The organism is Polaribacter sp. Hel1_33_78, assembly GCF_900106075.1.
Taxonomy (GTDB): Bacteria; Bacteroidota; Bacteroidia; order Flavobacteriales; family Flavobacteriaceae; genus Polaribacter.
Genome location: NZ_LT629794.1, coordinates 2966062 through 2987576, shown reverse-complemented (window position 1 = coordinate 2987576; position 21515 = coordinate 2966062). Strand labels below are relative to the sequence as shown.

Below are 21515 nucleotides of genomic sequence, written 5' to 3'. Positions count from 1 at the left end.
AATGAAAATCCAAAGATTTTAAAATATATTTGCAATCACAACAACACAACAATCATGAATGTACTTATTTTAGGTTCTGGAGGTAGAGAACACGCTTTTGCATTAAAGTTATCTCAAAGTAATAAAATCAAGCAACTTTTTGTCGCTCCTGGAAATGCAGGGACACATAAAATAGCAGCCAATATTAGCATAAATCCAACAGATTTTCAAGCAGTAAAAAATACAGTTTTAGAGAATAATATTCAAATGGTTGTTGTAGGCCCAGAAGCACCTTTGGTAGAGGGAATTCATGATTTCTTTCTAGCGGATGCTGATTTGAAGAAGATACCAGTTATTGGCCCTAAAAAAGATGGAGCGTTATTAGAGGGAAGTAAAGATTTTTCTAAACAATTTATGCAAAAGCATGGCGTTCCTACTGCCAAATATCAATCATTTACCAAAGAAAATTTAGAAGAAGGTTTTGCTTTCTTAGAAACTTTAGAACCTCCTTTTGTTCTAAAAGCAGATGGTTTAGCAGCAGGGAAAGGAGTATTAATTTTAAACGCTTTAGAAGAAGCTAAAAAAGAGCTTGAAGAAATGGTTGCCAACCAAAAATTTGGAGAAGCATCATCTACTGTTGTTATTGAGGAGTTTTTAAAAGGAATAGAATTGTCAGTTTTCGTTTTAACAGATGGTAAAAACTATAAAATTTTACCCTCAGCAAAAGATTACAAAAGAATTGGTGAAGGAGATACAGGTTTAAATACAGGCGGCATGGGGGCAATTTCTCCAGTACCCTTTGCAGATGAAGCTTTTTTAAATAAAGTAGAAGAATTGGTAGTGAAACCGACAATTAAGGGGCTGCAAAAAGACGGAATTGATTATAGAGGTTTTATTTTTATTGGATTGATGAATGACAATGGAAATCCTTCTGTGGTTGAATATAATGTGAGAATGGGAGACCCTGAAACAGAAGTTGTTTTGCCAAGAATAGCCTCAGATTTATTTGATTTATTCGAAGGTGTTGCCAATCAGACTTTAGATAAAAAATCGTTTTCAGTAATAGAAAAAACTGCGGCAACCGTGATGTTAGTTTCTGGAGGATACCCTGAATATTATGAAAAAAATAAAGAAATTACTGGTTTTGATGCTGTAGAAGAATCCATTGTTTTTCATGCAGGAACAGCATTTAAAGAAAACAAAGTAGTTTCTAATGGAGGTAGAGTAATGGCGGTTACTTCTTTTGGAGACACAATAGAAGAAGCTTTAGAAAAATCGTACAAAAGTATTGATGCGATTCATTTTGATAAAATGAATTATAGAAAAGATATTGGTTTTGATTTAGTGTAGTCTTAAAGATTACCTTGCTTTTTCAAGAGTAAAAGAAAATTCCGAACCTTCGCCATACGTGCTTTTTAGCAAGATGTTTTCATCATGTGCTTCAACAATGTGCTTCACAATAGAAAGCCCTAAACCAGAGCCCCCTTGTTCACGAGACCTACTTTGGTCTACTCTGTAGAAGCGTTCAAATAAACGTGAAATGTGTTCTTTTTCGATTCCTTCTCCATTATCAATAATTTTAATAATAAATTTTGTGTCATTGTAATTTTCAACGCCTACAATGGTCGTGCCATTGGGTTTTCCATATTTAATAGAGTTTACAATGAGATTTATAAGAACTTGTTCAATTTTTTCGATATCACCTTTTACAAAAACTGGAAACTCATAAATTTTATCAAATTGTAGGGTAAGGTTTCTCTTTTTTGCTTTCATTTCAAGCAAATCAAATACATTTTGAATCAGTTCAAGCATATTAAATATATCAATATTTAGCTTTAGGCCATCATTTTCCAATTTGGCAATCATATCTAAATCTTTGATAACAGCAACCAGCCTTTCTGCACCTTTATTCGCTCTTTCTAAATACTTCATCCGTATTTCCTTATCATTTACAGCGCCTTCCATTAAGGTAAGAATGTAGCCTTGGACTGTAAAAAGAGGAGTTTTTAATTCATGAGCAACATTTCCTAAAAAATCGCGCCTAAAAGAATCTCTTTCTGTTAAATTTTTAATTTCTAAACGTTTCCCTTCTACAAACTTTTGCATGCTTTTAGAGAGTTTTTCTATATCTGTGGTTGTAGATTCTCTTTTAAGATCATTTACATCTAAAATAGAAACATCTTCATATATTTTTTTTAAACGTCTGTAAATAAAGTGTTCAGCTCTATATTGAATAATGAAAAAAGAAATTAAAAAAAGTACGAGTATAGCAATTACAATACTATTAATACCAAATTGTTTGCTATACATAATATATGATATGCCGCCTATAGCCACAGAAAGTAGCGTTAAATAAATAGCCGACCAAAGGGCATACGAGTAAGTTTTTTTTAGTTTCAAAAAAAGTAGGTATTTAATATCTAAATCTAGAATTTAGAAAAAATTTATGTTTCAGATGTTTCTAGTACAAATTTATAACCAACGCCTTTTACCGTTTTAAAATGATCATCACCTATTTTTTCGCGCAGTTTTCTAATATGTACATCTATCGTTCTGCCGCCAACAACAACTTCATTTCCCCAAACGGTATCCAAAATAACTTCTCTTTTAAATACTTTTCCTGGTTTTGAAGTTAGCAAAGAAAAGAGTTCAAATTCTTTTCTAGGAAGAGAAATCTTTTTCTCGGCTTTATAAACAACATAGGCATCTCTATCAATAACAATATCTCCTATTTTATAAGATTCTTCAGTATCTTTTTCATTTTTTAATCTTCTTAACAACGATTTTATTTTACTTACCAGTACTTTTGGTTTAATAGGTTTTGTAATATAATCATCAGCACCCGCTTCAAAGCCTGCAACTTGCGAATAGTCTTCACCTCTGGCAGTTAAAAAAGAGATAATAACGTTTTCGAGTGATTTTATTTTTCTGATTTTTTCACACGCTTCTATTCCATCCATTTCGGGCATCATAATATCTAATAAAATTAAATGCGGAATATTTTTTTTAGCAGATTTTATGGCTTCTTGCCCATTGGAAGCTGTAAATACTTGATACCCTTCATTCTTTAAATTGTATCCAACAATTTCTAAAATATCTGGCTCATCATCAACTAATAAAATTTTTATATCGTTTTTATTCATAACCTCTCTATAAGATAAGTATCAAAAATACTGATAATATATAACAAAAATAACTACTTAACAATCATTTAATCTTTACAAGGTTTCTTAACATTGAAATAATCTACAAGATTTTGTTATACTGTTTAATTATTATTATATTTACTCAATAATATAAAACATATACAGTATGAAAAAAAATTACATTTTAACAGTATGCTTATCTTTAATTTTTAGCGCTGCCTCTTTTGGGCAATATTCTGATTTATTTATTAGCATGTATGCTGAAGGTTCTAGTAATAATAAATTTATTGAAATTTTTAATGGAACAGGCAGTGATGTGGACCTTTCTGATTACATGATCAAAGGATCTAATAATGGAGGTGATTGGAAAGCTACAAGAGATTTAGCATTAACGGGTACAATTGTTGATGGTGATGTGTACGTTATCTCTACAGATCAGGCTGATGCAATAATATTGGCTGCTGCAGATCTTTCTTTAGCATATGAGAGTGCTATCCATTATAACGGTGATGATGCTATTGCACTACTTAAAAAAAATTCTGGTGGTACATTTGATGTTCTAGACATTATTGGTGTGCCTACTGTAGATCCAGGTTCTGGTTGGGATGTTGCTGGAACGACCAATGCAACAGCAAATCATACTTTAACTAGAAAAAACACTATTTCAGGACCAAATACAGATTGGGCAAATTCTGCTGGGACAGACGAAGCTTCATCTGAATGGATTGTTACAGATTCGAACAGTGGATGGGATAGTTTAGGTTCTTATACAGGATCTGGCACTGCTTCTGTAAAAAACAATGCTATTGCAGGATTTGCAACGTATCCAAATCCAATTACAAACAATACATTTACTATTACTAGCAATAGCAGTAGTAAAAAAGAGTTTGCTATTTTTAATGTTTTAGGTAAAAAAGTACTTTCATCAAATTTTTCTGGTGTAAAATCTAATGTTAACGTTTCTGCTATTTCTGCGGGAGTTTACATCTTAAAAGTAACTGAAGATGGTAAAACGGCTACTAAGAAATTAGTAATTAGATAAAACAGTATAAAGTTTTTGTACTAGAAAAGCTCCAAATTAATTTTTGGAGCTTTTTTATTTTCACTATCTTTCGTCTAGAAAAAGAAAAAAATAGTGCTATGAATCTTACCTATAACTTAAATAATATCTTGTTTTTAGATATAGAAACAGTCCCTGAATTTGAAAATTGGAAAGATATTTCAAAAGAAACCCAAGAACTTTTTGAGAAAAAAACACACTATCAGCGCAAAGAAGAATTTACTGCAGCAGCTTTTTATGACCGTGCAGGGATTTGGGCAGAATTCGGAAAAATAATCTGTATTTCGGTGGGTTACTTTATTGATAAGGAAGCTGAAAAACAATTAAGACTTACTTCTTTTTTTGGGGATGATGAGCATAAGATTCTAACAGATTTTAAAGGATTATTAGACACGCATTTCACAAAAAAGAGTCATGTTTTATGTGCACATAATGGTAAGGAATTCGATTTTCCCTTTATAGCTAGAAGAATGATTGTGCATCAGATAGAACTGCCTAATAAGCTAAATCTATTTGGTAAAAAACCCTGGGAAGTTCCTCATATAGATACACTAGAGTTGTGGAAGTTTGGAGACTACAAACATTATACATCCTTAAAACTATTAACGTCAATTCTAGGAGTTCCATCACCAAAAGATGATATAGATGGCAGTGAAGTTGCAAACGTTTATTATAAGGAAAAAAACATACAACGCATTGTAAGCTATTGCGAAAAAGATACCATTGCCGTAGCACAAATTTTATTGCGTTTTAACAATCAAGAATTGTTAAAAGACAAAGATATTATAAGTGTAAATTAATCTTCTAGTTTCATAGAAAGCTCTAACCAACGTTCCTCTTTTTGTTCTAAGCTAGCAATTGTTTTTTGTAGTTCTTCAGATTTTTTAGCAATATCATCAGCTTCAATTTCTACATTTAAAAACTGAGCTTCAATGGTTGCTTTTCTTTTTTGAAGTTTTTCAATATCTCCTTCTAACGAACCAAATTCTCTTTTTTCATTAAAACTTAAAGCGTTTTTCGGATTCTTTTTCTCGGTTTTTTCTATCGTTTTTACTTTCTTGGTTTCTTTTGGAGCAGAAACATCATAGGCTCTAAAATCAGAATAATTTCCAGGAAAATTTTCTACAACTCCATCACCTCTAAAAACAAAAAGAGCATCTACAATTTTATCCATAAAATAGCGATCATGCGATACTACCAATAAGTTTCCTGGGTAATCTAATAAGAAGTTTTCAAGGACGTTTAGCGTAACAACATCCAAATCATTGGTAGGTTCATCTAAAATTAAAAAATTAGGATTCTGAATTAAAACGGCGCATAAATACAATCGTTTTTGCTCACCTCCAGAAAGTTTTTCAACAAAATCATACTGTTTCTTTTTGTCAAATAAAAAGCGTTCTAATAATTGTGAAGCAGAAATTTTTCGTCCTTTAGAAAGGGGAATAAATTCTCCAAATTCTTTTACAACATCAATAACCTTTTGCCCTTCTTTTATATGAATTCCCGCTTGCGTGTAATAGCCAAATTTTACAGTTTCACCCAAAATAACTTTTCCCGAATCTAAAGGAGCCTTTTCTGTAATAATATTTAAAAATGAAGATTTTCCAGTTCCGTTTTTACCAATTATTCCAACACGCTCACCACGCTTAAAAACATAATCAAAACCATCTAAAATTTTCTTATCTCCATAAGACTTAGACACTTTATGAAGTTCAAGAATTTTACTTCCTAAACGCTCCATGTTTATTTCTAATTGAACTTGATGATCTTTTCTTCTTTGATGTGCTTTTTCTTTAATTTGATAGAAATCATCTGTTCTAGACTTCGATTTTGTAGTTCTAGCTTTTGGCTGCTTTCGCATCCATTCTAGTTCTTTTTTAAATAAACTTTTAGCTTTTCCTAAATTGGTAGCTTCTAAAGCTAAACGTTCTTCTTTATTTTGTAAATAGTACGAGTAATTTCCTTTGTATTTGTAGATTTTACCTTCATCTAATTCTAAAATTTCGTTACACACACGCTCTAGAAAGTAACGATCGTGCGTCACCATAAATAAGGTAATTTTTTCTTTTGCAAAGAAAGCTTCTAACCATTCTATCATTTCTAAATCTAAATGATTTGTTGGCTCATCTAAAATTAGTAAATCTGGTTTATTAATTAAAACAATAGCTAAAGACAGCCTTTTTCTTTGCCCTCCTGAGAGAGCGCCAACTTTCAAGGTTAAATCGTCTAATTTTAATTTTGATAAAATTTGTCTGTATTGTGTTTCAAAATCCCAAGCATTGTGCTGGTCCATTAAATCAAATGCCGCCTGGTAAGCGTCACTATCATCAAGGTTTTTTAAAGCTTTTTCATATTGATTAACAATAGAAAGGATTTTATTATCAGTGGCAAAAATAGTTTCTTCAATAGTTAAATCAGGGTTAATGTCATCTTTTTGAGCTAAATACGCAATAGAAATTCCTTTTCTACTGACTACTTGTCCAGAATCAGGAACATCTAAACCTGCAATAATATTTAGGATGGATGTTTTACCACTTCCATTTTTAGCTACAAAAGCAACTTTTTGATCTTTACTAATTCCGAAAGAGATGTCTTCAAATAAAACACGTTCTCCATAAGATTTTGAGATATTTTCTACTGATAAATAATTCACAGAAATAAATTTAATTTTTGCAAAGAAACAAAAAACCCAAGCGTTAACTTGGGTTTTTAATGTCATTTATAAAAATGATTATGTTGGAGAATACTTAATAACATTTTTTATCAAAGATAAAGGATAGGTATGTGTCTGTCAATCCTCATTTATGATGAAATTTTTACCTCCCTATTTACGAGGAGGTTTCTCCCTATTTACAAGGAGGAATTGAAGCATATTTTACATTTTTTTTGGAACTTTTTTCACTTAAAACTATTTTTAGAATCTCTTAATTAATGGTATCTTGCATTCGAAAAATTTAGAAAAAAAAACATGAAAATTATAGTACCAATGGCCGGGATTGGATCTCGTTTAAGACCTCATACTCTTACGGTTCCAAAGCCATTAACAGTGATAGCAGGAAAGCCAATTGTGCAACGTTTGGTTGAAGATATAGCTTCTGTAATAGATGAAAAAATTGATGAAATAGCATTCATTATCGGCCCTGTAGCAAAAGGATTTCCAACAGATACAGAAGAAAATTTATTAAAAATTGCAGACGAATTGGGCGCAAAAGGTACTGTATATGTGCAAGAAGAAGCATTAGGAACCGCACATGCAATTTATTGTGCAAAGGAATCTTTGAGTGGTCCTTGTGTTGTTGCTTATGCAGACACTTTATTTAAAGCAGACTTTACTCTCGATGTTAATGTAGATGGCGCAATTTGGGTTAAACAAGTTGAAAATCCTAGCGCATTTGGTGTTGTAAAATTGCAAGATGGATTTATTACAGATTTTATTGAAAAACCAAAAGAGTTTGTTTCTGATTTGGCTATTATTGGAATTTATTATTTTAAAAGTGGAGAAAAAATTTTAAATGAAATTCAATATTTAATTGATAATGATTTAAAAGAAAATGGTGAATACCAAATAACAAATGTTTTAGAGTCTTTAAAACAACAAGGAGCAAAGTTTATACCGGGTAAAGTAAATGATTGGATGGATTGTGGCAAAAAAGACCCAACTGTAGACACTAATAAACAAACACTTGGCTTTGAGTATGCTGCTGGTAACAATTTAGTCTCTTCGGATGTTGTTTTAGAGAATTCAGAAATTATTCAACCTTGTTATGTTGGCGCGAATGTTGTATTAAAAAACACGAAAATAGGACCTTATGTTTCTATTGGTGAGCATAGTGTGGTAGAAAATTCTACTATAGAAAACTCTTTAATTCAAACGAATGTGCAAATTTCAAATGCAAATTTAGACAATGCTATGATTGGAAACCATGCGAAATATAATGGGAATTACACTTCTGTGAGTATCGGAGATTATACAGAATTACTATAAATGTACGTTATCAGAAAGAACAAAGAAAAAAGAGAAAAGAAGCAATTTGATTATGTTAAGTTGGTTCTTTTCTCTTTTTTCTTTGTTCTTTTCTCAAATAATATTTTTGCACAAGACAGTATTCCAGCAAAAGAAGATTTAACAGAAGAGGCAGAATTAAAATTTCAAGAATTTTTCTTTAAAGCTTTATCAGAAAAATCAATAGGAAACTATCAAAAAGCAATTGAAAATTTAGAGAGCTGTAATCAAATTTTAACAAACGATGTTTCAGTTTATTTTGAATTTTCTAAGAACTACCTATTACTTAACAATACTTTATTAGCTAAAGAATATATAGAAAGGTCGTTGGCAAAAGACATCCATAATCTTTGGATGTTAAAGCATTTTGTTAAAATTTATCAGAAAGAAAGAAACTATAAAGAGGCTATTAAGATTCAGCAGCAGATAGTAGCGATCCATCCAAAAGAAAGAGAGTTATTAGCAAGATTATTGATGTATGACCGTCAATACAAAGAAGCAAGTGCTTTATTGAATGTTTTAGAAAAAGAAAACACATTAACATCCAATTTAAAAAAATTAAAATCTAGTTTAGAAAAGAGAAAAGAAATTTCAGAAAAGAAGATAAATCCATCTGATTTAAGTTCTTTAATCCATCAATTTAAAACCAATAAATCGTATCAAATTTTAGAACAAATCCTGAAAGATTCAACGAATAACGATACTGCTTTATTAAAGTTTTGTGAAGAAGGTATTGCACTTTTTCCTGCACAACCGTTTGTGTATTTAGTAAAAGGAAAAATCTTAAATGATCAAAAAAACTTTCAAAATGCTTTAACTACATTAAAAAATGGTATTGATTTTGTGATTGTTGATGAAATGGAGGTTGATTTTTACACTGAAATAGCCAAGGCATTTAAAGGTCTAGGAAATAGTAAACAAGAAAAAAAGTTCAAGCAAAAAGCTAAAAATTTGAAGAATTAGAAAATGAAGGTCATAAAATACATTCTCCTTTTTACCCTTGTTTTAACTTCCTGTAAAACAAAAAAAAATATGATTGATGCCAATGCAATTGCCAAAGAAATTTCGGCAAGAAAAGTAGCAAAAAAACATATCGCAGCAAATTTTGATAAAGAAACTGTTGATGCAAAATTAAAAGTAAATTTTAACAACGGAAAAACTAAGCAAAGTTTATCTGTAAATATGAAAATTATAAAAGACGAAGTTATTTTACTAAAGGGAACTAAATTTATAACCGTTTTTAAAGCTAAAATTACACCAACTTCAGTAAGCTATTATTCTTCATTGTTTAAAAATTATTTTGAAGGTGATTTTTCTATGATTAAAAAATTATTAGGGGTAGAAATTAATTTCGAACAATTACAAAATTTGTTTTTAGGGCAATCTTTATTAAATTTAAAGGAAGAAAAACAAAATGTAGAAATTGTGAAGAATAGGTATATTTTATCACCAGAAAAACAAGTAGAATTGTTTGATATTTTTTTTACAATAAACCCTTCACATTTTAAATTGGAACAACAATCGATTGTAAAAGCTGTTAAGAATTTACGATTAGATATAAAATACCCTTCTTATAATTTAGTTGATGATGTTGTTTTTCCTGCAGAAATAAAGGTGAAAGCAAAGAATGCAAAATCTTTTACAAATATAGATTTGTATTATAAGTCTGTTGTTTTTGATACGGACGTAAGAATGTCTTTTAATATTCCTTATGGATACAAACGGTTACTATTTTAATGAATAATAAAAAGCTTTATATTCTTTTTTTATCAGGTTTTCTGATGAGTTTCTCTGTTTTTAGTCAAACTAAAAAGGAGTTAGAAAGTCAGCGCAAAAAATTTAAATCAGAAATTATAAAGTTGAATAAATTACTTTTTGATGAAAAGAAAAAAGAGAAAAATGCTTTAGAGGATTTAAGAGATATTAAACAAAAAATTGACGTTAGAAATAAGCTAATTTCTACTATAAATTTAGAAGCTAAGTTTTTATCAAAAGAGATAAAAACCAATGAAATTAAATTAGAAAAGCTTCATAAAAATCTTGCTGATTTAAAAGCTGATTATGGTGAAATGATTTACAAATCTTACAAGAGTAAATCACAACAAAGTAGAGCTATGTTTTTGTTGTCTTCACAAAATTTTTATCAAGCATATAAACGTTTGGAGTATATAAAACAATATGCCTCCTTCAGAAAAAAGCAAGGAGAAGATATTGTTATTCAAACTGATTTTATTGAAAATATTAAAGATTCTTTAGTCTATCAAAAGCGAGTAAAAGACACGTTAATTTTATCAGAGAAGAATGAAAAACAACAAATTGAAACGGATAAAAAGAAGCAAGAAAATTTAATTACCAAAATAAAAAGAAAAGAAAAAACCTACAAAAGGGATTTACAAAAGCAAATTAAAGCAGAAAAAAGAGTTGCTAATAAAATAGATAAAATTATAAGAGACGAAATTGCAAGAGCTAACAGATTGGCTAGAGCAAAGTTGAAATCGAAATCAGTAGCAAGAAAGAAAAATGAATTTATTCTAAGTCCAGAAGCAAAAGCATTAGCTGCAAAATTTGAATTGAATAAAGGATTGTTGCCTTGGCCCGTTAAAGAAGGTTTAGTTGTTAGAAAGTTTGGTAAACAAGCGCATCCTACATTTCCGGGAATAACAATAAATGGAACAGGATTGCATATTGTTACCAGTAATGGAAGTAATGCCGAAGCGATTTATAATGGTGAGGTTTTGAATATTCTACTAGGTTCTGGAGGCACAAAAAACGTTTTAATTAGACATGGAAATTATATTACTTCATATAATAACCTTGAAAATTCCTTTGTTAAAAAAGGCGATAAAATTGTTACAGGGCAAAAAATTGGTAAAATATTTACAGATAAAATTTCTAAAAAAACCAAACTTATTTTTGTGTTATTTAAAAATACTACCCGTTTAAATCCGGCTTCTTGGATATTGAAAAGGTAATTATCCTTTCATTACTTTTTTAATAATATTTTTTCCTGTCATTGCAGATGTTGTAATTACACCAGAAAATAAAGCTGCTGCGACTCCTGCAGTGACAACATCTTGCCCAGTTAAATAAAAGTTTTTAATAGGTGTTCTTGGCTTTAAGAATTTTTGTCTAAAACGTTTTGGTGTGTGGTCTAAACCATAAATTTCACCTTCGTCATAATTGATAAAATGCTTTGTTGTTAAAGGTGTAGAGAGTTCATAATGTTCAATTTTGTCTTTTGCCTGTGGTATGTGTTTAAATAAAACTTCTAATAATCGCTTTGAGATTTTTTCTTTTAATGCTTCATATTCTTCGCCACGTTTCATCCATTTGGTGCCATCCCAATTTTTAAAACCGTCATAAGGCAATAATGTAATAATATCTATGGTACTTTTTCCTGGGTATCTGTTAGTCCAATCAGGGTCTTTTGCTGAAGGAAATGAAATATAAACTACTGGAAAATCAGCATTTAAATTATGCACATAATTATCTATAGCTGTATCATGATCTATGTTGTTAGGATAGATCCAATAATTCGTTTTTGGCAGCTTTAGTTCTTCAGGAGAGCCTTTTAAGCCAATATATAAACAAGCATGAGAAACCGATCTTTTTACGGTTTGTAATTGTTGTTTTAGTTGATGTTTCTCTGCAATATCTGACGGAATTAATTTGTTATAGGTAGTCATAATTCCTGCTCCAGAAATAATATTTTTTGCTGTAAAGGTTTTTCCATCTTTCATTTGTACACCAACGGCTTTGTTGTTTTTAATGATGATTTCATCAACTTCTGCGCTAATTAAAATAGTTCCACCAGCTTTTTCTATAACTTTATCAATTGTTTTTGCAATTTCAGACGAGCCTCCAATAGGAAAACTTCCACCAGCAAAATAATGTTTGGCTACAGCTGCATGCATAACAAAACTGCTTTGTTTTGGAGGTAAACCATAATCTCCATACTGACCAGAGAGTACTTTTATAAGTTCTTCATTTTTAGTGATAGAACTTAAAACTTCATAAGTGGTCTTATCAGAGAAATTATAAAAAGGTTTGCGCATTTTACCACCAATAAGTGAGCTCATAATTGGGGGCAAAGCTTTGTCCATATAAAATTTCTGACTTGTTTTTATTGCTTTAAAAACCAAGTTCACATAAGCATCTATAGCCTGTTTTTCATCAGGAAAATAAGTAAGCATTTTATTTTTAAAGTTCTCCACACCTTTAACAAAATCATATTCTTTATCTCCAATTATAATTTTATCATATACAGCCCCCATATCTGCCCATTGTATTTGGGCATCAGAAATGTAATCGAACAATTTTTTAATCACTGAAGTTTTTCTTTGAACCTCCCCTATATAATGGATGCCAACATCCCATTCAAAACCTTTGCGTTTAAAAATATGCGTAAATCCTCCAGCAATATAATGGCGTTCTAAAACCAAAACTTTTTGCCCTTCTTTTGCAAGAATAGCTCCCGCAGTTAAACTTCCCATTCCGGAGCCTATAATTATGGAATCGTAATTTTCTGCTAAAGTTGGGTTTTTCTTGTAAGATTGGATCATAAGATTAGATTTTTTATAATAGCATATACGCTAATATACAATCTAATTTTAATGATATTCTTTATTCAGAATCGTATTTAATATTTTTCTGAAGGATAATAGAATTAGGCATTGTAATTAATTCATTTTCTTGTGTTTTTAAAGTGATAAAAAATGCCCCAATATCTCTAATTTCACCAGTAATATTGTTGTCTTTTTCAAGCACTGTAATGGTGTCACCTATCTTAACAGGATAATTAATATATAAAATTATACCTGCTGTAATATTAGATAAGAGAGACCATTGCGCAAAGAAAGCAATTCCTAAAATAGTTAAAAATGAAGAAATATAAATAAGTAATTGTTTTTCATCAACCCCCCAAATAAATGAAATAATTACTATTAAAGAAATATAAATAAGTATTGTAATTATTTTATTAGTTACTAATATTCTTGCTTTTTGGAAACTGAATTTAACTTGAATTTTTTTCAACGATCTAGCAATAAAAAGACGAGTAAAAAAAACAAATATAATTACCGCTATCGACCACAATATTTTATAATCTGTAAACTCCATGTTTTTTATTTGAATAAAGCTTTAATCTCTGTGGCATCATCTGGTTTCATCTTTCCTGCTAAAATTAAGCTTAATTGTTTGCGCCTAAGAGCCCCTTCAAAACGTTCTTTTTCTAAAGTTGTTTCTGGTATAATTTGTGGAATCTTTACCGGTTTTCCAGTTTCATCAACAGCTACAAAAGTATAAATACCTTCATTAACTTTTGTTCTTTGGCCGGATTGTCTGTCTTCAATCCAAACATCAACATAAATCTCCATGGATGATTTAAAAGCTCTAGAAACTTTAGCCTCTACAGTAACTACACTCCCGACAGGAACAGATTTGTTAAAAGCAACATGATTTACGGAAGCAGTTACCACAATTCTTCTAGAATGACGTCTGGCAGCAATGCTGCAAGCTCTATCCATTCTTGCTAATAATTCTCCTCCAAAAAGATTGTCTAAGTAATTAGTTTCTCCTGGTAAAACCAGATCTGTAAGTATCGTTAAAGATTCTCGAGATGTCTTTGCTTCCATTTTAAAAATTTCTACAAATATAAGTATAGACTCTAAATAAATATTACTTTTTTATCAGTAACCAAGCATCTTCCGAAACTGTTGCTTGTATTTTATATAGGTTATTAATAGCTTCATTTTTATCTAAAAAACTATCAAAAGCTACTTCTATTAATCCCCATTTATTTGCACCAAGAATACTTGCTTTGTAACCTTGTTTCTTTAGTTGATTTACTTTTTTTTCTGCATTTTCAGGAAACTGAAAAGCACCAGCTACAACGTGATAAGGTTTTGAAACTACCTCTTCTTTCAAAACATTTAATGCTATTGTTGGCAGAGGATTAGTAATTACAAAAGTAGCGGATTGAATTTTTTTCTCAATAGCTTTTTCTTGATTTGCTATTATTGACTCTTGTTTATTTTGTTGATATGCATTGTTGCCAGCAAAGCTGAGTGTTAACATTATCGCAGCAGTAGCAGCATATTTTATAAAAGTAGGAATTCCTTTTTTGTTTTCTTTTTTTAAGATCGGAATTAAAGGTTTTACTTTTGTTATGTTTCTTTTTATTGATTCAGATGCTACTGAAGTTAACCCAAAAGATTCGGTTAAATAATTAACGGTAGTATTGGGTTCAAAAATTATCTGATCATTTTCATTTAATGTTAAAACGCCAACTGCGCCTATTTGTATAGGTTTTGTGTTGATTTCGTTTTTCCATTCAGTAACGGACAAAGCAATTATTCCAGAAGCTTTTTCAAATGTGATGTTTTCTGATGAAGCTATGTAGTTTGTCAACAAACCATCATTCACTTTTAAGTGACTATTAAACGTAATTTGTTTTGCTGGTGGATAAAAGGTATTTGAAGTTTCATTCACTTTTGCGCCAATTTTGTTGGTCACAAAACCACCAAAATCAGGAATAATTACACAATTATACCTGTAAAGTAAATCGCTAATGTAGTTGGCTAAATTCATATAAACAAATATAAAAAAATAGATGTTTTGAAAAGGGATTTCATATAAATTTTATCAACAATTATTTTTTATATTGGTACTCAAATTGTTATCTATTGGAAGAAGAAAATTTATTAGCTGTTTTGCGCTTGCAGAAAAGTAAAGCTATTGGCGATATTTTAGCTAAAAAACTTATTGTTACTGTGGGAGATGTTGCTCAGATTTTTAAAGAAAAATCAGCTACTTTGCAAAAAATCAACGGCATTGGGAGTCATGCAATCAAACATTTGTTTGATACCGAGAATATACTTAAGGCGAAACAAGAATTGGCCTATATCAAAAAAAATAAAATTCAATATTCTTATTTTTTAGACGATGATTACCCTTACAATCTTCATAATTGTATTGATAGTCCAATTTTATTATTCAAAGATGGAAATATAAACTTGAAGAATGATAAGATAATTTCTATTGTCGGTACAAGAAATATGAGTTCTTATGGAAGAGATTTTTGTAACAAATTAATAGAAGATTTAGCGGAATATAATCCTATAATCATAAGTGGTTTTGCCTACGGAGTGGATATTTGTGCGCACAAAGCAGCTGTAAAAAACAAGCTACAAACAATTGCAGTTTTAGCCCACGGTTTTGAGCAAATTTATCCAAAAGTTCATAAAAAACATATTAATGAAGTAAATGAAAATGGGGGGTTTTTAACAGAGTTTTGGAGTGAGGAAGCTCCATTAAGAGAAAATTTTTTAAAGAGAAATAGAATTGTTGCGGGTATTTCAAAAGCTACTATTATTGTAGAGTCTGCTGCAAAAGGAGGCTCTTTGGTTACTGCAGATATTGCCAATTCTTATGACAAAGATGTGTTTGCAGTTCCTGGTAGAACAACAGATATTTATAGTAAAGGCTGTAATAATTTAATTAAAAATAACCAGGCAAATTTGTTGACGTCGGCTAAAGATATTGTAAAAATGTTAAATTGGGATTTGAATGAAAAATCAAAAATAATTCAGAAACAATTATTTGTTGAGTTAAATGAAAACGAGCAAAAAATCTATGATTTATTGCACGAAAAAGGGCAACAATTATTGGATGTAATTTCTTTAGAATGTAATATTCCTATGTATCAACTGTCAGCAATTTTATTACAAATGGAATTAAAAGGGATTACAAAACCTTTACCAGGAAAGATGTTTGAACTTATTTAATAATCCTTATTTTTGAAGTGACTCAATCCTAGAAAATGTCTTTAGAAGAAAAATTAATATCAAAAAAAAAACCTACTTTTCCAATAAGTAAATCCTTAGAAAATTTTTTAGTAAAGCATAATAGGAGTACGGTAATTCCTATTTTTTACAACGATTTACTTCGTTTTCAAGGTTCTGTATCTGTCTATGATAAAAATGATGAAGATACTCTTTGGGTAAGGACATTTTACAATGAATTTGAAAGGAAAGAAATAGATTTAAGCCTTAAAAAGATTTATACATTATTGCATTCTGATGGTAATGAAAATACAATTCCTTTTCTTAACGTAGATGCTATAGATTTTTGCACATTTGGCAATTCTAAGCCTTTTCGCATTAAAGTAAGAAACATTTTAAATGATAACTTTACTTATTTTTATGTAAAAAAAGCAGATGCTTCCAGAGTATATGGTTTAGAGTTAGAACATTTGTTATCTCCTTATAATATAAACTATTTAGTTTATAAAGATACACTAATTGAAGAGCATATTTCTGGTATTCCAGGAGATGACTTTATTCATAATATATTGCCAAAGTGTACAGAATCGGAAAAGGCTCAAATTGCTAAGGAGTTTGTTAAATTTAAAGAACGATGTTTCATCCGATTGTTGGGAGATATGCGTTCTTATAATTATGTAATTACGCCTATCCATGATTTTGATCAGATTATTTATAAAATTAGAGCTATAGATTTTGACCAGCAATCTTTTGAAGGAAATTTAAAAGTTTACAACTTACAGTTTTTAAAAGAAAACTTTAAGATGGTAGAAATGGTAGGAAGAAAATTGGAAAATAGCTCAATAAACCAATATAAAGTGGAAGAGCGTTCTTACATCGCGAAGAGAATGATTAGTTCTCCGGATAGAACAGCACAATTAATTAATTGTATGAAAAATGACACTATTTCTTTTCCTGAAAATGTAGAATTATTGAAGAAGTATTTAATAGAATATGTACACGATGTAAAGTTTAAGGAGAATAAAAATATGGGAGAGATTTTAGAAACAATTTTAGAATTTGTAAAGCGTAATTATCTAGATATAAGCGCTAAATAGGTGTCTTAATATTTTTATTTTCTAATCCTTATACTTTCAAGAACAACTGTTAATAAAATTAGACCCCCTCCAATAAAGGTATTAATACTTGGTATCTCATTTACGAAAACGAAGGCAATTATTATTCCAAAAATTGGTTGAACACTGCTTATAATACTTGCTGTAGAAATAGAAAAATGCTTCAAAGAATTTACCATCATCGTATGACCAATTGCAGTCGTTAATAAAGCAATTAGAACTAAAAATGGTAGTTGACTTTCAAAATTAGAAAAGTCACTTAGAAATAACACAGGAGATAGTAGGACAGAAACAATAACCATTTGGTGCAGCATTAACGCACTTCCATTGTAATTTTTAATATGTTTTTTTAAAGTAAGGTTTCTCAAAGCGTAGCAGAAGGCAGAAAGAATTCCGAATAAAATTCCTTTTAACTGATCGTTGTTTAAAGAAAAATCTGGAACTAGTATGTAAACTCCAATTAAGACTAAAATTGCGAAAAAAATATGAATCGGATTTAATTTCTGTTTTGAAAAAAAAGGTTCTAAAAAAGCTGTAATTACAGGGAAAGTGTACAAAGAAAGCATACCTAAGGCTACGTTAGAAAGTTTTAAAGCTATAAAATAAGTGACCCAATGAGCACCCATAAAAAAACCGCTTATGGTAAAAGAGAAAAAATCCTTTCTCGATTTTATTTTTAAATTCACCTTTTTAAATCGACAAAATAGATACATAAATACAGAAGCAAAACTGGCTCTGCATAAAATAATTACTTCACTAGGTAGCGCAATATATTTTCCTAAAACACCAGAAGTACTTATAAAAAGAGTTGCTAACAGTAATAGAGATAAGTTTTTATTATGCGAGTTTTCCATTAGATTCTGGTTAATATTTGTAAAGCTGTTTTTACAGAATCTATTTTAATAAAGGTAATTAATAAACGTAATCCGTTTTTAGTTTCTTTCTCTTTCATTACACAATTTTTAGAATTCTGTTGAACATATTTTAGCATTTTTGAAAATGCTGCTGTTTGATAAAATTCACTTTGCTGATTAGAAACAAAATACCCAATCATTCTTTTTTGTTTTAAAATGATTTTCTCTAAACCTAATTCTTTTGCTAACCATTTTATTCTAACAGAATCTAAGAGATCCAAGACTTCATTTGGCACTTCTCCAAATCTATCTACAATTTCTGTTTCAAAAACTTGTAATTCTTCTGCTGTTTTTAAGCTGCCTAATTTGTTATATAAACTCAATCTTTCCGTAATTGAATTTACATAGTCATCAGGAAATAAAATTTCAAAATCTGTATCAATTTGCACCTCTTTTACAAACTCTTTAGGTTTAGAGTTGTCTGCTGGATACAATTCTTTAAATTCATTTTCTTTTAGTTCCTCAATAGCTTCCTGTAATATTTTTTGATAGGTGTCAAAGCCAATATCATTGATGAAGCCACTTTGTTCGCCGCCTAATAAATCTCCAGCACCCCTAATTTCTAAATCTTTCATTGCAATATTAATTCCGCTTCCTAAATCAGAAAATAAAACCAGCGCTTCTATTCTTTTTCTGGCATCATCGGTCATCATGTGATAAGGAGGTGTTATAAAATAACAGAATGCTTTTTTGTTAGAACGCCCAACTCGACCTCGCATTTGATGCAAATCGGACAAGCCAAAATTATTAGCATTATTTATAAAAATTGTGTTTGCATTTGGCACGTCTAAACCACTTTCTACAATAGTTGTAGATACTAGGACATCAAATTCATTATTCATGAAACCGAGCATTAAAGCTTCCAGTTTTTTACCTTCCATTTGTCCGTGGCCAATACTAATTTTTGCAGATGGCACTAATCTTTGCAACAAACCAGCAACTTCTTTAATGTTTTCAATTCTGTTATGAATGAAAAAAACTTGTCCTCCTCTAGAAATTTCATAAGAAATAGCATCTCTAATGGTTTCCTCAGAAAAACGAATAACACTACTTTCTATAGGATGTCTGTTTGGTGGAGGAGTTTTTATAACTGATAAATCTCTTGCCGCCATTAAACTAAATTGCAGGGTTCTTGGAATAGGGGTTGCAGTTAGCGTTAAAGTGTCAACATTTTCCTTGAGCGTTTTTAATTTATCTTTTACAGCAACACCAAACTTCTGTTCTTCATCAATAATTAATAAGCCTAAATCTTTAAATTTTAAACGTTGATTGGTTAATTGATGCGTTCCAATAATAATATCAACTTCACCTTTATTTACGCCCTCAATTGCAGCCGTTTTTTGTTTTGCAGTTCTAAACCTATTTAAGTAATCTATTTTAATGGGAAAATCTTTTAAACGTTCTGTAAATGTCTTATAATGTTGAAAAGCTAAGATAGTTGTTGGCACTAAAATAGCCACTTGTTTACCATTGTCAACTGCTTTAAAAGCAGCTCTTACGGCAACTTCAGTTTTCCCAAAACCAACATCACCACAAACCAATCTATCCATCGGTTGTTCTTTTTCCATATCATTTTTTACATCTTGAGTGGCTGTAAATTGATCTGGCGTATCTTCATACATAAAACTTCCTTCTAATTCATGTTGAATATGCGTATCTGGTCCAAATGCAAAACCTTTTTGCAATTTTCTTTTTGCATACAACTGAATTAAATTAAAGGCAATATGTTTAACTCTCGCTTTGGTTTTTTGTTTTATTTTTTTCCAAGCACCGGAACCTAATTTATATATTTTTGGTGCTTTTCCGTCTTTTCCATTGAATTTAGAAATCTTATGAAGTGAATGAATACTTACATATAAAATATCTCTTTCTCCATAGACTAATTTAATAGCTTCTTGCTTTTTTCCTTGAACATCGATTTTTTGTAAACCACCAAATTTTCCAATTCCGTGATCCATATGGGTTACATAATCTCCAATTTCAAGTTTGTTTAATTCTTGAAGTGTGATAGCCTGTTTTTTTGCATACCCATTTTTTAATCTAAATTTATGATAACGTTCAAATATTTCATGATCTGTATAGCAAACTAATTTGTTGTGTATGTCTACAAAACCCTGATATAGAGGAAAAACTACTGTTTCATAATGAACTTCTTGTTCCGCATCATCAAAAATATCATGGAACCGTTTAGCTTGTTGTTCATTTGCACAAAAGATATAGTTGGTAAAGCCCGCTAAATGATGTTCATTTAAATCATCAATTAGTAAATTGAATTGTTTGTTAAAGGAAGGCTGTGGTTTTACATTAAAAACAATTTCTAATTGGTCCTTAGCTGTTGATCTCCCAAAATTTACTAAAGTAAAATCTTGTAATTGGTTTTTAATAAAATTACCATCACAAAATAATTCTGATGGTTTTGTATGTTTAATTTCTTTGGATACATCTTTGAAAGCTTCTTCTGATTTTTGAAAGAATTTATCCAAATTACCTACTAATAAGTCAATATTTTTGATGAAAACGACCGTTTTAGACGAAATATACTTTAAGAAACTTTCTCTATTTTCCTCAAAAGTTTTGTTTTCTACATTTGGCATGATAGAAACTTTCTTCATTTTTTCCTTCGAAAGTTGAGTTTCTACATCAAAAGTTCTGATACTGTCAATTTCATCTCCGAAAAATTCAATTCTATAAGGCTCATCGTTAGAGAATGAGAAGACATCAATGATTCCGCCTCTTACAGAAAAATCGCCAGGCTCAGTAACAAAGTCAACTCGTTTAAATTTATATTCAAATAAAACTTCATTTACAAAATCGAGCGATAAGCTTTCACCAACTGCAACTTTTAAAGTATTTTTTTCTAATTCTTTTTTAGTAACTACTTTCTCAAATAATGCCGCAGGATACGTTACAATTACAGCGGGTTTTTTACGAGAATTAATCCTATTTAAAACCTCAGAACGCAATAAAACATTTGCATTGTCGGTTTCTTCAATTTGATAAGGTCTTCTGTAGGATCCAGGGTAAAAAAGCACATTTTTATCACCTAAAAGTTGTTCTAAATCGTTTAAATAATAAGCTGCTTCTTCTTTGTCATTAAAGATTAAAAGATAAGGTTTGTCTGTTTTTTTAAAGCTTTCTGAGATAACAAAAGACAATGATGAGCCCACCAAATTCGTAATTTGAAAATGGTTTTGGTCTTGTTGAAGTGCTGTGATTATCTGCGAAACATTCGTAGAATTTTGATATTTATTTACAATGTTTTGGGTACTCAACGTAATATATTTTATGCAAATATATTAATTTGAAATAGGCTTATTGAAAATGTTTTTCAAACTTTTTATTTTTTCATGGACTAGGTGTATGTAAAAGTAATGGTTTGATAATTTTTTCAAGTAGGAAGAGTGTGATGGTTTTTTAGTAGCTTTTTCCTGGGCAAAAGCTGCTAAAGATTTGGCACAGTTTACCAGATAATTTATAAATTTTCAGAAAAAGGATTAGAGATTATTAAGACCTGTTT

18 protein-coding genes are annotated in these 21515 nt (G+C 30.2%); 9 read left to right on the top strand and 9 right to left on the bottom strand.

The window, feature by feature from the left end:
• Positions 1–54 precede the first annotated feature (54 nt).
• The gene (gene purD / locus BLT88_RS12980) at positions 55–1329 is read left to right on the top strand and encodes a phosphoribosylamine--glycine ligase (protein ID WP_091955259.1); all 1275 of its coding nucleotides are present in this window, start codon (positions 55–57) and stop codon (positions 1327–1329) included.
• A 9-nt stretch (positions 1330–1338) separates the two neighbouring features.
• On the opposite strand, the gene BLT88_RS12975 is transcribed toward purD, so the two are convergent.
• Together BLT88_RS12975 and BLT88_RS12970 are read right to left on the bottom strand one after the other, a co-directional pair.
• A complete protein-coding gene (locus BLT88_RS12975) occupies positions 1339–2379 on the bottom strand; it encodes a cell wall metabolism sensor histidine kinase WalK (RefSeq protein ID WP_091955257.1) in 1041 nt (346 codons plus the stop codon).
• Positions 2380–2423: 44 nt separating this feature from the next.
• Positions 2424–3122 (bottom strand): response regulator, encoded by a 699-nt coding sequence (locus BLT88_RS12970; RefSeq protein ID WP_091955254.1) that lies wholly within the window; start codon positions 3120–3122, stop codon positions 2424–2426.
• A 169-nt stretch (positions 3123–3291) separates the two neighbouring features.
• On the opposite strand from BLT88_RS12970, the gene BLT88_RS12965 reads away from it, so the two are divergent.
• Together BLT88_RS12965 and BLT88_RS12960 are read left to right on the top strand one after the other, a co-directional pair.
• Entirely contained in the window at positions 3292–4167 is an 876-nt protein-coding gene (locus tag BLT88_RS12965; protein WP_091955252.1) for a T9SS type A sorting domain-containing protein, read from the top strand.
• Positions 4168–4265: 98 nt separating this feature from the next.
• Positions 4266–4985, top strand: a complete 720-nt coding sequence (locus BLT88_RS12960; RefSeq protein WP_091955250.1) for a 3'-5' exonuclease — start codon at positions 4266–4268, stop codon at positions 4983–4985.
• Here the strand turns inward: BLT88_RS12960 and BLT88_RS12955 are convergent.
• The gene (locus BLT88_RS12955; RefSeq protein ID WP_091955810.1) at positions 4982–6838 is read right to left on the bottom strand and encodes an ABC-F family ATP-binding cassette domain-containing protein; all 1857 of its coding nucleotides are present in this window, start codon (positions 6836–6838) and stop codon (positions 4982–4984) included. The two genes, BLT88_RS12960 and BLT88_RS12955, sit on opposite strands and share 4 nt — an antisense overlap.
• A 315-nt stretch (positions 6839–7153) precedes the next feature.
• Between BLT88_RS12955 and BLT88_RS12950 the strand changes: the two genes are divergently transcribed.
• The 4 genes from BLT88_RS12950 (at position 7154) to BLT88_RS12935 (ending at position 11160) form a co-directional block, all read left to right on the top strand.
• Positions 7154–8170, top strand: a complete 1017-nt coding sequence (locus BLT88_RS12950) for a sugar nucleotidyltransferase (RefSeq protein ID WP_091955249.1) — start codon at positions 7154–7156, stop codon at positions 8168–8170.
• Entirely contained in the window at positions 8171–9151 is a 981-nt protein-coding gene (locus BLT88_RS12945) for a lipopolysaccharide assembly protein LapB (protein WP_091955246.1), read from the top strand.
• A 69-nt stretch (positions 9152–9220) separates the two neighbouring features.
• Entirely contained in the window at positions 9221–9925 is a 705-nt protein-coding gene (locus BLT88_RS12940; RefSeq protein ID WP_231960006.1) for a DUF4292 domain-containing protein, read from the top strand.
• A complete protein-coding gene (locus BLT88_RS12935; protein ID WP_091955244.1) occupies positions 9925–11160 on the top strand; it encodes a murein hydrolase activator EnvC in 1236 nt (411 codons plus the stop codon). The genes BLT88_RS12940 and BLT88_RS12935 overlap by 1 nt, the downstream gene beginning before the upstream one ends.
• Here the strand turns inward: BLT88_RS12935 and BLT88_RS12930 are convergent, their stop codons facing one another.
• The 4 genes from BLT88_RS12930 to BLT88_RS12915 all read right to left on the bottom strand — a co-directional run bounded on the left by BLT88_RS12930 (position 11161) and on the right by BLT88_RS12915 (position 14776).
• Positions 11161–12750, bottom strand: coding sequence for an NAD(P)/FAD-dependent oxidoreductase (locus tag BLT88_RS12930; RefSeq protein WP_091955242.1), 1590 nt, complete (start codon positions 12748–12750; stop codon positions 11161–11163). It lies immediately after the preceding gene.
• A gap of 61 nt (positions 12751–12811) precedes the next feature.
• A complete protein-coding gene (locus tag BLT88_RS12925; protein WP_157691227.1) occupies positions 12812–13222 on the bottom strand; it encodes a mechanosensitive ion channel domain-containing protein in 411 nt (136 codons plus the stop codon).
• Positions 13223–13311: 89 nt separating this feature from the next.
• Positions 13312–13821, bottom strand: a complete 510-nt coding sequence (locus BLT88_RS12920; protein WP_091955237.1) for an acyl-CoA thioesterase — start codon at positions 13819–13821, stop codon at positions 13312–13314.
• Between the two features lie 43 nt (positions 13822–13864).
• Positions 13865–14776 (bottom strand): SPOR domain-containing protein, encoded by a 912-nt coding sequence (locus BLT88_RS12915; RefSeq protein ID WP_091955236.1) that lies wholly within the window; start codon positions 14774–14776, stop codon positions 13865–13867.
• Between the two features lie 95 nt (positions 14777–14871).
• On the opposite strand from BLT88_RS12915, the gene dprA reads away from it, so the two are divergent.
• Together dprA and BLT88_RS12905 are read left to right on the top strand one after the other, a co-directional pair.
• Positions 14872–15972: a DNA-processing protein DprA gene (gene dprA / locus BLT88_RS12910; RefSeq protein ID WP_091955233.1), complete on the top strand. Its 1101-nt coding sequence runs from the start codon at positions 14872–14874 to the stop codon at positions 15970–15972.
• Positions 15973–16007: 35 nt separating this feature from the next.
• The gene (locus tag BLT88_RS12905; protein WP_091955232.1) at positions 16008–17066 is read left to right on the top strand and encodes a hypothetical protein; all 1059 of its coding nucleotides are present in this window, start codon (positions 16008–16010) and stop codon (positions 17064–17066) included.
• Between the two features lie 14 nt (positions 17067–17080).
• Here BLT88_RS12905 and BLT88_RS12900 read toward each other — a convergent pair whose 3' ends face one another.
• Both BLT88_RS12900 and mfd read right to left on the bottom strand, forming a co-directional pair.
• The gene (locus tag BLT88_RS12900; protein ID WP_091955230.1) at positions 17081–17938 is read right to left on the bottom strand and encodes a DMT family transporter; all 858 of its coding nucleotides are present in this window, start codon (positions 17936–17938) and stop codon (positions 17081–17083) included.
• Positions 17938–21270, bottom strand: coding sequence for a transcription-repair coupling factor (gene mfd, locus BLT88_RS12895; protein ID WP_091955228.1), 3333 nt, complete (start codon positions 21268–21270; stop codon positions 17938–17940). The genes BLT88_RS12900 and mfd overlap by 1 nt, the downstream gene beginning before the upstream one ends.
• Between the last annotated feature and the right edge of the window lie 245 nt (positions 21271–21515).

Excerpts from the sequence above, each read along its gene's own strand:
- purD (WP_091955259.1), top strand. The coding sequence starts at position 55 with ATGAATGTACTTATTTTAGGTTCTGGAGGTAGAGAACACGCTTTTGCA.
- BLT88_RS12970 (WP_091955254.1), bottom strand. The coding sequence starts at position 3,122 with ATGAATAAAAACGATATAAAAATTTTATTAGTTGATGATGAGCCAGAT.
- BLT88_RS12965 (WP_091955252.1), top strand. The coding sequence starts at position 3,292 with ATGAAAAAAAATTACATTTTAACAGTATGCTTATCTTTAATTTTTAGC.
- BLT88_RS12960 (WP_091955250.1), top strand. The coding sequence starts at position 4,266 with ATGAATCTTACCTATAACTTAAATAATATCTTGTTTTTAGATATAGAA.
- BLT88_RS12950 (WP_091955249.1), top strand. The coding sequence starts at position 7,154 with ATGAAAATTATAGTACCAATGGCCGGGATTGGATCTCGTTTAAGACCT.
- BLT88_RS12945 (WP_091955246.1), top strand. The coding sequence starts at position 8,171 with ATGTACGTTATCAGAAAGAACAAAGAAAAAAGAGAAAAGAAGCAATTT.
- BLT88_RS12940 (WP_231960006.1), top strand. The coding sequence starts at position 9,221 with ATGATTGATGCCAATGCAATTGCCAAAGAAATTTCGGCAAGAAAAGTA.
- BLT88_RS12935 (WP_091955244.1), top strand. The coding sequence starts at position 9,925 with ATGAATAATAAAAAGCTTTATATTCTTTTTTTATCAGGTTTTCTGATG.
- BLT88_RS12930 (WP_091955242.1), bottom strand. The coding sequence starts at position 12,750 with ATGATCCAATCTTACAAGAAAAACCCAACTTTAGCAGAAAATTACGAT.
- BLT88_RS12920 (WP_091955237.1), bottom strand. The coding sequence starts at position 13,821 with ATGGAAGCAAAGACATCTCGAGAATCTTTAACGATACTTACAGATCTG.
- BLT88_RS12915 (WP_091955236.1), bottom strand. The coding sequence starts at position 14,776 with ATGAATTTAGCCAACTACATTAGCGATTTACTTTACAGGTATAATTGT.
- BLT88_RS12905 (WP_091955232.1), top strand. The coding sequence starts at position 16,008 with ATGTCTTTAGAAGAAAAATTAATATCAAAAAAAAAACCTACTTTTCCA.
- BLT88_RS12900 (WP_091955230.1), bottom strand. The coding sequence starts at position 17,938 with ATGGAAAACTCGCATAATAAAAACTTATCTCTATTACTGTTAGCAACT.